The sequence below is a fragment of the Pedobacter frigoris genome, assembly GCF_005116445.1.
In the GTDB taxonomy this organism is placed as follows: Bacteria; Bacteroidota; Bacteroidia; order Sphingobacteriales; family Sphingobacteriaceae; genus Pedobacter; species Pedobacter frigoris.
Window position 1 is genome coordinate 165,003 of record NZ_SWBQ01000004.1, and the last position, 12,758, is coordinate 177,760.

The 12,758-nt window shown below is 40.2% G+C and carries 17 protein-coding genes; 7 read left to right on the top strand and 10 right to left on the bottom strand.

Annotated elements, in window-relative coordinates:
- Nucleotides 1-238: 238 nt before the first annotated feature.
- The 5 genes from FA047_RS14495 to FA047_RS14515 form a co-directional block, all read right to left on the bottom strand.
- Nucleotides 239-1,786, bottom strand: a complete 1,548-nt coding sequence (locus FA047_RS14495) for a DHA2 family efflux MFS transporter permease subunit (RefSeq protein WP_136836796.1) — start codon at nucleotides 1,784-1,786, stop codon at nucleotides 239-241.
- Nucleotides 1,787-1,788: 2 nt separating this feature from the next.
- Nucleotides 1,789-2,832, bottom strand: coding sequence for an HlyD family secretion protein (locus FA047_RS14500; protein ID WP_136836797.1), 1,044 nt, complete (start codon nucleotides 2,830-2,832; stop codon nucleotides 1,789-1,791).
- Between the two features lie 20 nt (nucleotides 2,833-2,852).
- On the bottom strand, nucleotides 2,853-4,169 hold the full coding sequence (locus FA047_RS14505; RefSeq protein WP_136836798.1) for a TolC family protein: 1,317 nt from the start codon (nucleotides 4,167-4,169) through the stop codon (nucleotides 2,853-2,855).
- On the bottom strand, nucleotides 4,166-4,786 hold the full coding sequence (locus FA047_RS14510; RefSeq protein WP_136836799.1) for a TetR/AcrR family transcriptional regulator: 621 nt from the start codon (nucleotides 4,784-4,786) through the stop codon (nucleotides 4,166-4,168). The genes FA047_RS14505 and FA047_RS14510 overlap by 4 nt, the downstream gene beginning before the upstream one ends.
- 180 nt (nucleotides 4,787-4,966) lie before the next feature.
- Nucleotides 4,967-5,329: a DUF6249 domain-containing protein gene (locus tag FA047_RS14515; RefSeq protein WP_225872745.1), complete on the bottom strand. Its 363-nt coding sequence runs from the start codon at nucleotides 5,327-5,329 to the stop codon at nucleotides 4,967-4,969.
- A gap of 212 nt (nucleotides 5,330-5,541) precedes the next feature.
- Here FA047_RS14515 and FA047_RS14520 point away from each other — a divergent pair, with 212 nt between their 5' ends.
- The 4 genes from FA047_RS14520 (at nucleotide 5,542) to FA047_RS14535 (ending at nucleotide 7,445) form a co-directional block, all read left to right on the top strand.
- Entirely contained in the window at nucleotides 5,542-6,033 is a 492-nt protein-coding gene (locus FA047_RS14520; RefSeq protein WP_136836800.1) for a Crp/Fnr family transcriptional regulator, read from the top strand.
- 74 nt (nucleotides 6,034-6,107) lie between these two features.
- Complete coding sequence (locus FA047_RS14525) at nucleotides 6,108-6,431, top strand: DMT family transporter (protein ID WP_136836801.1); 324 nt, start codon at nucleotides 6,108-6,110, stop codon at nucleotides 6,429-6,431.
- A 61-nt stretch (nucleotides 6,432-6,492) separates the two neighbouring features.
- Nucleotides 6,493-7,071, top strand: a complete 579-nt coding sequence (locus FA047_RS14530) for an RNA polymerase sigma factor (RefSeq protein ID WP_136836802.1) — start codon at nucleotides 6,493-6,495, stop codon at nucleotides 7,069-7,071.
- Nucleotides 7,068-7,445 (top strand): hypothetical protein, encoded by a 378-nt coding sequence (locus tag FA047_RS14535; protein ID WP_136836803.1) that lies wholly within the window; start codon nucleotides 7,068-7,070, stop codon nucleotides 7,443-7,445. The genes FA047_RS14530 and FA047_RS14535 overlap by 4 nt, the downstream gene beginning before the upstream one ends.
- Here FA047_RS14535 and FA047_RS14540 read toward each other — a convergent pair.
- Nucleotides 7,428-7,979: a DUF2911 domain-containing protein gene (locus FA047_RS14540; RefSeq protein WP_136836804.1), complete on the bottom strand. Its 552-nt coding sequence runs from the start codon at nucleotides 7,977-7,979 to the stop codon at nucleotides 7,428-7,430. The genes FA047_RS14535 and FA047_RS14540 overlap by 18 nt on opposite strands.
- Nucleotides 7,980-8,019: 40 nt before the next feature.
- Nucleotides 8,020-8,202, bottom strand: a complete 183-nt coding sequence (locus FA047_RS14545) for a hypothetical protein (protein ID WP_136836805.1) — start codon at nucleotides 8,200-8,202, stop codon at nucleotides 8,020-8,022.
- 418 nt (nucleotides 8,203-8,620) lie between these two features.
- On the opposite strand from FA047_RS14545, the gene FA047_RS14550 reads away from it, so the two are divergent.
- The 3 genes from FA047_RS14550 (at nucleotide 8,621) to FA047_RS14560 (ending at nucleotide 10,592) form a co-directional block, all read left to right on the top strand.
- Nucleotides 8,621-9,808, top strand: coding sequence for a FecR family protein (locus FA047_RS14550; protein ID WP_136836806.1), 1,188 nt, complete (start codon nucleotides 8,621-8,623; stop codon nucleotides 9,806-9,808).
- A 211-nt stretch (nucleotides 9,809-10,019) separates the two neighbouring features.
- Nucleotides 10,020-10,205 (top strand): hypothetical protein, encoded by a 186-nt coding sequence (locus FA047_RS14555; RefSeq protein WP_136836807.1) that lies wholly within the window; start codon nucleotides 10,020-10,022, stop codon nucleotides 10,203-10,205.
- Nucleotides 10,206-10,208: 3 nt separating this feature from the next.
- A complete protein-coding gene (locus FA047_RS14560) occupies nucleotides 10,209-10,592 on the top strand; it encodes a helix-turn-helix domain-containing protein (protein WP_136836808.1) in 384 nt (127 codons plus the stop codon).
- Here the strand turns inward: FA047_RS14560 and FA047_RS14565 are convergent.
- The 3 genes from FA047_RS14565 to FA047_RS14575 are packed head-to-tail and all read right to left on the bottom strand — an operon-like array spanning nucleotide 10,589 to nucleotide 12,715.
- Entirely contained in the window at nucleotides 10,589-11,014 is a 426-nt protein-coding gene (locus tag FA047_RS14565) for a hotdog fold thioesterase (RefSeq protein WP_136836809.1), read from the bottom strand. The genes FA047_RS14560 and FA047_RS14565 overlap by 4 nt on opposite strands.
- The gene (locus FA047_RS14570; RefSeq protein WP_136836810.1) at nucleotides 11,011-11,514 is read right to left on the bottom strand and encodes a DinB family protein; all 504 of its coding nucleotides are present in this window, start codon (nucleotides 11,512-11,514) and stop codon (nucleotides 11,011-11,013) included. Before FA047_RS14570 ends, FA047_RS14565 begins: the two co-directional genes overlap by 4 nt.
- The gene (locus FA047_RS14575) at nucleotides 11,492-12,715 is read right to left on the bottom strand and encodes a sensor histidine kinase (RefSeq protein WP_136836811.1); all 1,224 of its coding nucleotides are present in this window, start codon (nucleotides 12,713-12,715) and stop codon (nucleotides 11,492-11,494) included. The genes FA047_RS14570 and FA047_RS14575 overlap by 23 nt, the downstream gene beginning before the upstream one ends.
- Nucleotides 12,716-12,758: the final 43 nt, after the last annotated feature.

Here is a 12,758-nt window from a genome sequence, read left to right on the forward strand (position 1 = left end):
TTTAAGGAAAATTTTGAGCGCTTAAGCTACCAAAAATCATCCAAAAAAAAGACCACTGAGGGCTATTAATTTAATTTTGATTTTTTCATAAAAATCAATAACTTAGTTCCATAGAGGTTAAACAAATCCTTTTAAACTTATGTGCCTAATCTATTGCTTAAACACAATAATCAGGCAAATTAATTGTTAATTTTTTGGGGTAAAACAGCCGTTAAGATTTTCTTAACGGCTGTTTTGTTTAGTGTAAGTCTGCGGGAACCTCTACGTTCTTTTTGAATTTCTGAAGGTATAGGAGCGGAATAGAGCACAATAGCACTAATCCGGCTACCCAATAAGCATCGCTGTAAGTGAGCAATAAGCTTTGTTTGGTTACTGCTCCGTCTATTGCTTTGACGGCAAGCGTTTTTGCTTCAAGATAGTTGTAACCTTTAGCCATGAAGTTACGTATAAAACCATTGAAACGCTCTGTAAAAGCCGGGTTATACTCATTTACATTTACCAGTAAATTGCTGCGGTGGAAGCCTTGACGAACATGTATTAATGTGGTAAGGGCAGCAATTCCAAATGAACCACCTAATTGCCTCATCATATTATTCAGCCCTGAACCCTGACCAATTTCAGGGCCTTTCAAATCTTGTATGGCTAGCGTTGTTAGCGGTACGAATAGCAGCGCCATACCAATGCCCCTGATGATCAGTGGAAGGAAAAAGTCGCTGGTCCCCGACTGTAAAGTAGATTTGCTCAACATGCTGCAGAATACGAAAAAAAGAAACATACCTATGGTAGCCATAAACTGTGCAGGAATATTCTTCTTTAGCATGATGCCTATAAATGGCATCATTACAATGGTAAACAGGCCTCCGGGGAATAACAATTCTCCTGTTTGCAGAGGCGAAAAACCTAGTAAATTCTGACAAAAAACAGGGAAGACGAATACTGAACCGTACAACCCAAATCCCAATACAAAGGAAGTAAACATCCCTACCGAAAAACTGCGGTGACGCATAATCTTGAAATTCACAATTGGGTGGTCGGTAGTGGTTTCCCTCCAGATGAACAACAGTAGCGCTAATACAGATGTAACTGCCAGGCCAGTGATGTACGGCGTCGAAAACCAATCTTCACTTTCACCTTTTTCCAGTACGGTTTGTAAGCTGCCCACAGCTAAAGCCAGTAACACAATTCCCCACCAGTCGACGGGCATTCCCTTACCATCTTTGGGCGTTTCCCTGACGAATGTATACGTACAATAGGCTGCCAGAATACCGACAGGAATATTTACATAAAAAATCCATGGCCAGGTGCTTACTTCAAGCAGGTATCCGCCAATGGTAGGGCCGACAGTAGGCCCTACAACGGCACCAAGTCCGAAAAGGGCTGTTGCAATACCAACATCTTCCCTTGGCCAGGTTTCAATTAGAATAGCCTGCGCGGTCGAGATCAGTCCGCCTCCTGCGAGTCCCTGCAAAATACGGAATGCGATTAGTTCTTTCAGATTTGTTGCATTTCCACACAGAAATGAGGCAATTGTAAATAAGATAATCGAAAACAGGAAGTAATTTTTTCGGCCAAAGCGACTGCCAAGCCATCCCGACATCGGCAGAACTATTACATTGGCAACAGCATAACCTGTGGACAACCACGCTACATCCTCAAGGGTTGCGCCCAGGTTACCCTGTATCTGTGGTATAGCTACGTTTACAATGGTTGTGTCAATCAGCTCCAGAAGCGAAGCTGTGATCACAGTAAACGTAATTACCCACTTTTTTAAACCTTGCTCGGCCATTTTTAATCTTTTATAGAAACAGAAACTTTAACACTCATGCCGGGACGCAGCTTAGCCAAAACATCTTTTGGCGCTTTGGTGATCTTAATTTTTACAGGCACTCTCTGCACTACTTTTACGAAGTTACCCGTAGCATTATCCGGAGGTAAAAGAGAACCCTTTGCTCCCGTAATTGGTGCAAAATTGTACACTTCCCCCTGGATGTCTTCATCAGGATAAGCATCTACTTCAACTCTCACTTTCAGTCTCGGGGTAATGTCTTCAAGTTGGGTCTCTTTGAAGTTTGCAGTTACGTAAATACTGTTTTCATTTACTATTGAAAACAGCGATTGTCCGGCCTGTACCAATTGTCCTTTCTGAACGTTCTTTTTAGAAACAATGCCCGTTGCCGGGGCTTTAATTTCAGTGTATGACAATTGCAGCTTTGCGAAATCTACATCCGATTGGCGCTGGGTAACCCCGTTGCTACTCACAGCAAGTTGAGATTGTGTTGTGCTTACCTGTTTAACCGCGGCGGTATACTGGTCTTTAGCAGCAGTCAAAGCAGCTTCTGCACTCTCTTTTTGTGCTTTTGCCTGGTCAAACTGTTGCTGGGTAATAGAACCGTCTTTCACAAGGTTTGCATAGCGGGTATAATCTTTATTTGCCAGATCAAGTTTTACCCTTGCGGCTTCGATATTTGCTTTGGCAGTACTTGTATTTGCTGCGGTTGCTGCTATTTGTGATTGAGATACCCCAACACCTGCATTTGCACCCTGCTGACCCGCCTGTGCCTGTTCAAGCTTTACTTTATAATCGCTGTCATCCAGTTTTACCAGAACATCACCTTCATGTACCAAGGTATTCTCTTCAAAGCTGATCTGATTTACATAGCCGCCTACACGCGCCACAACAGGACTTATGTCACCATCAATCTGCGCATCATCAGTGTCTACGTGTTTACTGTAATAGATGTATTCTTTAGTGCCAAATATGGCTCCAATTATGATTAAAGCGGTTAATATAATCGGGATAACTTTATTCTTTTTTTTCTTTTCAGTTGTCATCGCAGTAATTTGTTATGGTATTATTGAGTTATTTTTCCTGTTGATTTTAGTAATGTATAATAAGCAAGTCCGGCATCTGCTTTCGCAATTTCCAAATTGATCTTGGCTTGGTAAAGCAAGGTTTCTGCATCAATTCTGTCAATCGCAGATGCTACATTGTTCTTATATTTTGAAGCGAGCAACTTATCGTTTTCGGTAGCCTGGGCAATAGATGTTTCCAGTATGCGGATTTTGTTTACCGTAAGTTGATAGTTCTGGTAATCTTTATTGATCTCTGTTTTCAAATGATCGGAAAGAATATCTTTTTGGATCACAATATTTTTTTGCTGGATCCTTGCTTCATTGACCTTGTTTTTGTTTGTCCATAAATTGCCAATATTCCAAGAGATATTAGCGCCCAGAGTTACCGGCATGATAAACTGATCAGTAGGAGGGATGAACTTACCACTCGGATTGATGTAGTAGAGATTGGCTCCTACACCTACGGTTGGCAATGTATTGGCTTTTATCGATTTGATATTTACATCTGCTACTTTATTCTGCAAATCCAGTTGCCTAAGTTCTTGTCTGTTGGACATGGCCATTTCAATATAGTCGTTCAGGGTGCCTGCTTGTTTCAATACATTATCCGGGTCAGTGATCTCAATTTGTGTATTTTCATTCAAGCCCAGTAGAATATCAAGGTTGTAGCTGATGATTTTCCTGTTGTTTTCAATCTCCATATCGGTAAGCGATACGTTTGCCTGTTGTAATTGAAACCTTAATACGTCATTTTTAGTCACCACGCCTTGCTCAAAAAAACGTTGCGCCTGCTTTAGCTGACCGGCAATAGATTCCAGGTTTTGGGCAACCACCTTTTTACTCTGCAGAACTTTAAATAGCGAATAGTAAGTGCTGATTACAGCATAGCTGATTTCTTCCTTGTCCTTATCTGCATCCAGACGGGCTACTTCGGTAAGTAAGCGTGTCGATTCTTCAGCATACTTCAATTTTCCGCCTCCGTAGATTAGTTCTTCTACTGCGGCTGTGCCTACAAAAGCATCCGCACGATTAGGTAGATGGAGGGGGTTTGCGCCTCCTATACTTAACGTATTGGTCTGGATTTCTGCGTGGTTGTATAAAAATGAAGCCTTTGCAGTTGGAAGGGCGTTGTCCTTTACTGTTGCCAGATTGGCCACTGCCGCATCAATTTTATTCTGAGACAGCTTAAGATTTTTACTGTTTTCTATTCCGAGTGTTATTGCTTCCGGCAAACTTAGCTTTCTCAGATCCTGAGCGTAAAGCATTCCAGGAAACAGAAATGCAAAAAAGCTTAATTTGATGATATTACGTGTCATTTTTTGGGTGTTAAATAAGTGATGAAGAGGTCTTGCAGGTGATTGATGAGCCGTTCAGTGATGATTTTCCTGTCTGCTTTTTTTTCAATGTCGAGCACCGTGCCCGAAGTTATTTTTGAAGGAGAGATGGCGACATTGCTGATGGTGCCCATTATGGTTGCGATTAGCATTCTAACATCAACAGGTCTGAAACTTCCATCTTCTATGCCATTAACGATGATGCGTTCTATGACCAGCATATTTTCCGCCATGGCGTTTTTAATGGTATCGAACATTTCCGGCCGTTGAGGCAGGGAAAGTTCGCGGTGCATCATTTTGTGGAATGCGCGGTTGCAAAGTATTCTTTTTGCATAGCCTTCAACTACTTTCAGTAGTTTCTCCATACCTGTTAGGTTGTCGTTATTGATCCTGTTTAGCTCATCTTTAAAAGATTGGATACGGAGCGTCATGATTTCCATGAAAACCCCCTCTTTAGAACCGAAATAATAATTGATCATGGCCATATTAGCCCCTGCCTCCTTTGCGATCTGTCGTGTAGAAGCTCCTTCATATCCTAACTCGGAGAACAGCTTTTCGGCCGCTTCCAGGATATTTGCCCTCTTATCTATTTTTTCCATTTGATAATTTGATGGGCACAAAATTAATCAATCGATTGATTAATTTATTGAAATAATGTTACACCTAGGGGAATTGACGTGAGATTGACAAAAGTGTCAAACTGAAAGAGGGGTATCATAATTATGATACCCCTCTTTTGTACGATGGTCAGGTGAATTTATTTCTCCATCACAACAACTTTATAAATCTTTATCTTTTTGCTGGTCAAGCCATTTCTTTTCAACGGCATAAGAAATGATCAACCCTAAGCCTCCAAAAATGCAAATGAAACCGAAATAAACGGCTACTCCGTCTTGTTTAGTCAGACTCAGGTTCCAAACTGTAAATAAGGCAAAGATTAAGCCCAGACCTAAACCAACCAATAACAACCCAAATTTTAAGCTGATAAAAGGTGTTGGTGCTGCAGGTCTTGCCTTTTGCATACCCGGATCCATTCCACGTTCTATCATGGCCATCTTTTCTCTGTTTGTCATGTATCTGAGGCCAAAAACCAAAGCCGTGGTGCAAATAAAAAGTACGACTGATACGATTACTCCTTCCATATTAATAATTCTAAGTGATAAATAGTCAATTTTAAAAATTCTGTTCTATGTACTATGACCACGTCAAAAGCGATCAGGTTACATTTTTCAGAAAATATTTAAAAACGTTACTTTATATTTAGCTAAATATTAAAAATTTGGATCAGCTACTGAAGAAAATAAACAGTGTTTACCCACTCACAAATGATAGCCTGAATCAGCTTATAGTAAAGATGAAACCTATCGAGCTTCCTAAGCATAAGATTTTAGCAGAGGCAGGACAGGTTGGGAGGTCCGTTTATTTTATAGAAAAAGGAATCGCCCGGGCCTATTGTGAGGGAAGAGAAAATCAGGTTACTTTCTGGTTTGGTCTCGAGGGTGATTTTGTGTTTTCCTACAACAGTTACATCAATGGCCGGCCGGGTTATGAAAGTATTGAGTTGCTGGAAAACAGTTTACTTTATGAAATAAAGGACGACGTGTTGCAAACACTGTTTCAGGAAAATATTGAACTGGCCAACTGGGGGCGCAAACTGGCCGAGCTGGAACTGATGAAACTGGAAGAACGCTATATAGCCAGGCTTTTTAAATCAGCGTCTGAATGCTATCAGGAATTGCTAAATACTTCACCTCTATTAATTCGTCGCATCCAGTTGGGCTATATCGCGTCTTATCTGGGCGTGACTCAAGTGACGCTGAGCCGGATCCGCGCAGAAATCCGATAGACAGATTCATTTTTTAACATTTGTAAAAAACTGCAGCAGTTAATCTCCTTAATTTTGCTGGAAATATTAGAATTATGAGTTGGATTATATTAATTATTGCCGGAATGTTTGAAGTAGGCTTTACTACCTGTTTGAAATTGTCTAACAACTTTACGAACTTAAAATGGACGCTTGGTTTTGCTGCATGCATTACCCTAAGTTTTTATTTTTTGAATAAAGCGACCCAAAGTTTGCCTATGGGTACAGCGTATGCAGTATGGACAGGAATTGGTGCTGTTGGAACCGTAATTGTAGGGATTTTATATTTTGATGAACCAGCCAATTTCTGGAGAATTTTCTTTATTGCTACGCTCATTGGGTCCATTCTGGGGCTTAAATTCTTTGCAGGAAGCCATTAGTTAAAACCCTTTAATTATTTTTTTGTAACCTGCTGCCTGTACGAAGCGTCAAATGTCATATATGCAGCAGCAAACAGATGAAGACTTGATAGCCGAAGTGCTGGCTGGCAATACCGCGGTGTACTCCGAACTGGTAAAACGCCACCAGCGTTTTGTGTTTACACTTGCCATTAGGTTTGCAAAAAACAGAGAAGATGCAGAAGAAATTGCCCAGGACTGCTTTATAAAGGCCTATCGTGGATTGGCGACGTACAAACAGTCTTCCAAGTTTTCCACCTGGTTATATACGATTACTTACACTACAGCTATGTCTTTTTTGCGCAAAAAGAGGATGAATACACAATCTATCGATGATGAAGAAAATACCCTGCAGTTGGAAAACCACGTATCAGATTTTAATGCTAATTTGGTAGAGCAGAAATCTGCCCATGTATATTTAAATATGGCTATAGATATGCTTGCCCCGGAAGATGCGGTAATCATTACGCTATTTTATAAGGGGGAGCAAAGTCTTGACGAAATCGGGATGGCCCTGAGCATGACAAGTAATACAGTTAAAGTAAAACTACATAGGGCAAGGTTGAAATTAAAAGAAAAGCTGCAGCTTTTATTAAAGGACGAAGTAAAGGAGTTGATATGAAATTAACAGACGAAGCAATTGATGAATTGCTAAAAAGCATGGAGCTCGAAGAGCCTTCTATGTCATTTACAAGGAATGTGATGGAGCAGGCAAAACTTGAAATGCCCCCGGTAACCCTAAGAACCAAGGTAGACAAGCGGATTATTTATAGTATTGCAGCAGTTTTTTTGTGTGCAATAACCACGACTGTGGGCTATCTGTTTACAAACAGTCACTTGGAATATAGTATCTCAAATGCCCAACTGAATTTTAGTTTTGCTATGGAAAAATCGACGTATTCATTGCTCCTGAAAGCCCTCTTGTTTGCTGACCTTATTATCGCTTTGTTTTATTTTGACAAGTTCCTGAGAAGAAATTTAAATTCCTATAGGTAATTCCACCTGTGTGGAATCCCATGCAATAATCAGCCGGGCACCATTTTCAGCAGGAATAAATGTAATGGCAAGTATTTCCTGTGGTTTTGCCAATGCCTTAACCGGAACTTCAACCCTCATGACATCTTTTTGCTGATTATAAGTAAATGCACCCCATTTATCCAGTTGTTTGTTGAAAATGAGTACCCATTTGTCCTTATTTGGAATAGCGAATAAACTGTAAGTTCCGGCCTTAATCTTTTTGCCCTCAATAACCGCAGGCTTATAGAACCTTATTTCTGTAGACTCATTAGCTCCCAGACGCCAGATCTTGCCATATTGTTCCAGTACACCGAAAATTTCGCGGCCTTTTTTTGAGGGTCTTGAGTAAATGACTTTAATTAAAGGAGTAGAATCATCTTTCGATTTGGCTACATTTAGCGGATAATATACGATATCTGCGGGGCTACTGTCAAGTGCAGGAAATTTAACCTCTTGAGCATTAGCTCCAAGAGTTAAAACAGTTAAGAGTGCAATTAACCTGAATGCCTTCATGATATAAATATGATGTTAAACTTACAGCTATTATTAGTATTTAATATTCGCGGCCTTTAACGATTCCGTTAAGAAAAATAGCGGCGAAAATGAAACCAAGGATACCGCCAAAAACCCACCAGAAAAAGTTTCCGGAGATACTTACAGCAGTCAAAATTCCAAAAAATAGGCCTAATACGTAATAAACCCAGTCAAAACTGTTGTTTTCTTCTTGTTTTGTCATTGTAAAAAATCTTAATGCGCCAAAGATATTGATTTATTTTATTTGAACGTAATTTATCGCCATGTGGTGCAAAATAAATTCCAGCAAGACGACGTCGATTGGACAGTATCGTAACAGAAAGGCGGCTGATACATGCGTGCTTCGGAAAAGAGTACCTTTTATCCGAAACGACTATGAAACAATTACGAAACTTTTACGAAAAAGCGCGGTAGGAATATGCTTCCGGCGCGGTCTTAGATTTACTGAGATCATATTCATGTAAGAATATGATTTAGTGATGATTAAAGTCCCGGATTTGGTGATTAGAGTCCCTCTTTTTTTTAAATTATTGTAATACATTTGTTGCGCCTTAAATGAAAATACTCAGGATTTTTAACATCTGTACTGTAATATGGATAGAATCTAAAAAAATAAATTAGTGAACGAGATTAGATTACATCCAAGATTATTGGTGATAGAAGCCATAACCATGATGCGCAATCATGGTGTGATGGGATTACCCCTGTACAAAGACACACGTTTTGTAGAACAGGTTAGTTATGAAGAATTGATTGCATTCTTAGACCATAGGGAAAATGGCCAGAATGCTTATTATCACAAACTGAACTTCGATCTGGAAACGGCTCTGATTTCTATTAGAATTGTGCGTTATCGTCGCATAGAGAAATTCAAAAGGATAGGTGCCGTTGCCGCTTTTGTTATGTTGCTAGGTGTAGGATGGCTGTTTTTTCAAAATAATTTATCCTCGCAGGATCGATTATCACACCCTTCTGGTTTAAATTCTACCCGGAAACTAATACTGACCTTATCAGATGGAAAACAGATTATGCTTAATGATCAAAATAAGGGCATTACGGTTAAAGGTCATAAGCTGGTGTATGATGACGGTACTGAAATCCAAGGGGTGGTTTTGGGCGATGATGACGAGGAGCTGAGTTTAAGTACACCAAGAGGTAAAACATATCATGTCATATTAGCTGACGGTACCAAAGTTTGGCTGAATGCGATGTCAGCTATTCGTTTCCCTTCAGAATTTGAAGGTGATGAAAGAAATGTAAAACTAAAGGGTGAAGGATATTTTGAAGTAGCAAAAAGGTACGCTTCCGTTAGTGGAGATGGTCGCAGTCAAGAGCCGGCACCTTTCTTTGTAGAGAGTAGAAACCAGAGAATAGAAGTATTGGGTACGCATTTTAATGTAAGCTCATATGAGGATGAAAAAATCACGAAAACAACATTACTTGAAGGAAGTGTAAAAATTTTGTCTTTGAGGGGTCTTCTGAATAGTGCTGTAACCCTCAAACCGGGTCAGCAATCTGTACTAAAAGGTAAAACACCTATAACCGTAAATACTGTTGACCCTGAGGATGCTGTAAGCTGGATGAAGGGAGAGCTGGTCTTTCGTAATGAACGCTTAAAAGATATTCTGCTCGCTCTTGGCCACTGGTATGACATCGAGGTAATTTACCAGAACAAGGCTGCTGAGGAACTAATTTTCGGAGGAGCAATAACCCGGGGGGGCAATGTGGCAGATGCGCTCAAAGTATTTGAACTTACAGGGGATGTGCAATTTAAAGTGTATGGTAAGAAGGTCTTTGTGAGTATGTAGTAAAAAATACTTCTTATCACTTCTGGTTTGTGTGAAAGAATTATTTGTATGAATGTTAACATCTACCTGTGTTTTAAAGTAATTTTGTCGGGAGGGATTATAACAATACGATAGAATAAACAATGAGGGCTATAGTAATTACCCAATCTGTTACTGAGCGCAATCCTGTTTTGGGAATAATTGCGAAGTTATTTTATCAAAGCATTTGGATATGGGCTTAGATTATAAGAGTTTGTACGAAGCATTGATATTGGAGCTGGAGTTTTTGAAGAACGAAGGGGAGACGCTAAAAGAAGAGAATGATTTGCTGGAAAAGATCAGGATGATACAGACCAGGCATTTGCTTGACAGAGAGAGGAAGATAAAGGATCTGGGAGGCAAGTTAATAGACAAGTAGCAGATGTTCACAATTAAGGGAATTGAGCTCTTTGAGGATGGTAGCTACCTGCCTGCTGATATGGCATTGGTGAAAAGTCTTTTGGATTTGGTGGAACGTGACTTTACGCAGGAACGTGATCCTAAGATTTATGCGATGTATTTAGAAACTACCATAAAACTGCTGAATAAATGTGTTGCGTTTTACCTGGGTAAGACCGTGCATGAGGTGATAGAGCAACGGATTCATCAAGAGGCATTGAAATTGCTAAGGGGTACAGATCTGACGGTAAAGGAAATTGCGAATGTACTTAATCTGAGCGATGCAAGTTGGTTTTCGAGATGTTTCAGGAAGTATGAGGGTATGAGTCCGGTTGAATGTAGAAAGAAGTTGAGGAGCGTAATTTAAGCGGGCTTATTAATTATGGCGACGGTAAGCCGACTGACACAGTTCATTTTCCCTTTGTCATTGTAGGTCTTGATTTCCCATATATGGGTTTTTGCACCAATATGCAGGGGCTTACAAATACCTGTAACCAATCCGCTTTTTACGGGGCGTAGGTGGTTTGCATTGACTTCTAAACCTACTGCCAGGTATTTTTCCGGGTCTATGCACATATAAGATGCAACACTGCCCAATGTTTCGGCTAAAACGACCGAAGCTCCCCCGTGCAGAATACCCGCTGGTTGATGTGTCCGTTCATCTACCGGCATGGTAGCCGTAAGACTGTCTTCTCCTACTTCTGTGAATTTGATGTCTAAAAATGCGCCCATGTGGTTTTTAGGGCGATCATTTAATTTTTCGGGTATAAATTCGGAAAACCAGATCATAAATATCTTTCTTTAATAATTTGGGTATGATGAATGATATGTCCTGCAATTACAAATAATAAAGCCCTCACCGTAATTTGACGTTCTGAGGCGGTACCGCTGTGGTTGAGTTCTTCCTCACTAAGAGATTTGAAAAGATAAAGATTGGCTTGGCGAAGCAATCCGAATTCGTTAGAAAAACTAAGGAGGCTTCTGTCAGAAAAATGAGCATTCGCAACATAATCATCCTCTTCAAATCCAGGTAAAGCATGTTGCTCTGCCCTGGCAAAGCAGGTGAGTCGATAAGCAAGAATACGCTCAGTATCTATAATATGGCCTATCAATTCTTTAATATTCCATTTGCCAGGCGCATAAGCATAGTCAGCTTTTTCAATGAGGTTATTGATAAAATCTGAAAACTCTGTTGCCTGTCGCTCAAGGATTTCCATAACATCTCCGTCAACCAGTTTGATGTAAGTCTCTCCCCATGCTGGGTACTCATGTGTTTGAGGTCGGTTCATAAGTAATGCTGCTTTTTAAAATAATTCGGAAGGTTGTACCTTTTCCAAGTTCAGACTCCTTTACAAAAATTTGTCCGCTATGGTAATTTTCAATGATACGCTTGGTCAATGATAATCCAAGCCCCCATCCCCGCTTACGTGTAGTATATCCGGGTTGAAATACGGCATCAAATTTAGACCTGTTTATACCTTTTCCAGTATCGGTCACATCAATAAACACTTCTTCCTTTGTTAGGTTTTCAATGATGTTTATGGTGATCTTTCCTTCATTTTCGATTGCATTTGCCGCATTTTTCAGCAGATTTTCAGTTACCCAGTCGAACAAGGGAACATTGAGCAATGCCCGAACCTGGTCATCTCCGGTAATGCTGAAAATGATTTTGTCTGATGTGCGAAGTTTGAAATATTCGACGAAGTTGTAAATTACGGCATAAACCACATGATCTTCAACTATTGGTTTTGAACCGATCTTAGAAAAGCGGTCTGTTATTACCTCCAGGCGTTTGATGTCATTTTCCATTTCAGCAATGAGGGGATCATCTTCTGCATTGAAGCGGGATTTGATGAGTTCCACCCAGGCCATAAGTGATGATATTGGTGTACCAAGCTGATGAGCGGTTTCTTTGGCCATCCCTACCCATACCTGATCTTGCTCGGCCTTTCTGGCAGAGCTGAATGCGACATATGCAGTGAGCAGAAACAGGGCAATAACAGCAAGTTGTATGTAAGGGAAGTAACGGAGCTGAGTAAGCGTAGGAGAATCCTTGTAATAAATGTACCATCGCGATCCATCGGGCTCCAAACCTGTAATTGGAGTTGGAGGATGCTGTTCCTTCATCTTTCTTAACTCTCTCTGAAAATATCCGGGATCATAAGTAATCCCTTCTTTCTTTTGGATGTCGTGGTTGGTCTTCGTGGAATCCAAATTTTGGGCGGCAAGAATTTCTCCTTTTGAATTCGTGAGGATGATCGGCAATTTTGTTTTCGTTCTGATCAGATCTATCAGTCCGGTGTAACGGTCGTCATCATACATTACAATTGATTGTTCAGTTACTTTTACAAATAGCTGAAATTGCAGCGTTTCTTCGCGCTCCATTTTTTTAACAAAGAAGTCGCTGTAAAATACGGAAGCTGTGCCAATAACAATGGCAAAGAACAGCAAGAAGAATTTCCAACGTCGCTTTTTCTCGTAAGGGTTCATAGATTATGAAGGCAAATTACAAAAATATATCTTTGCTGCTATT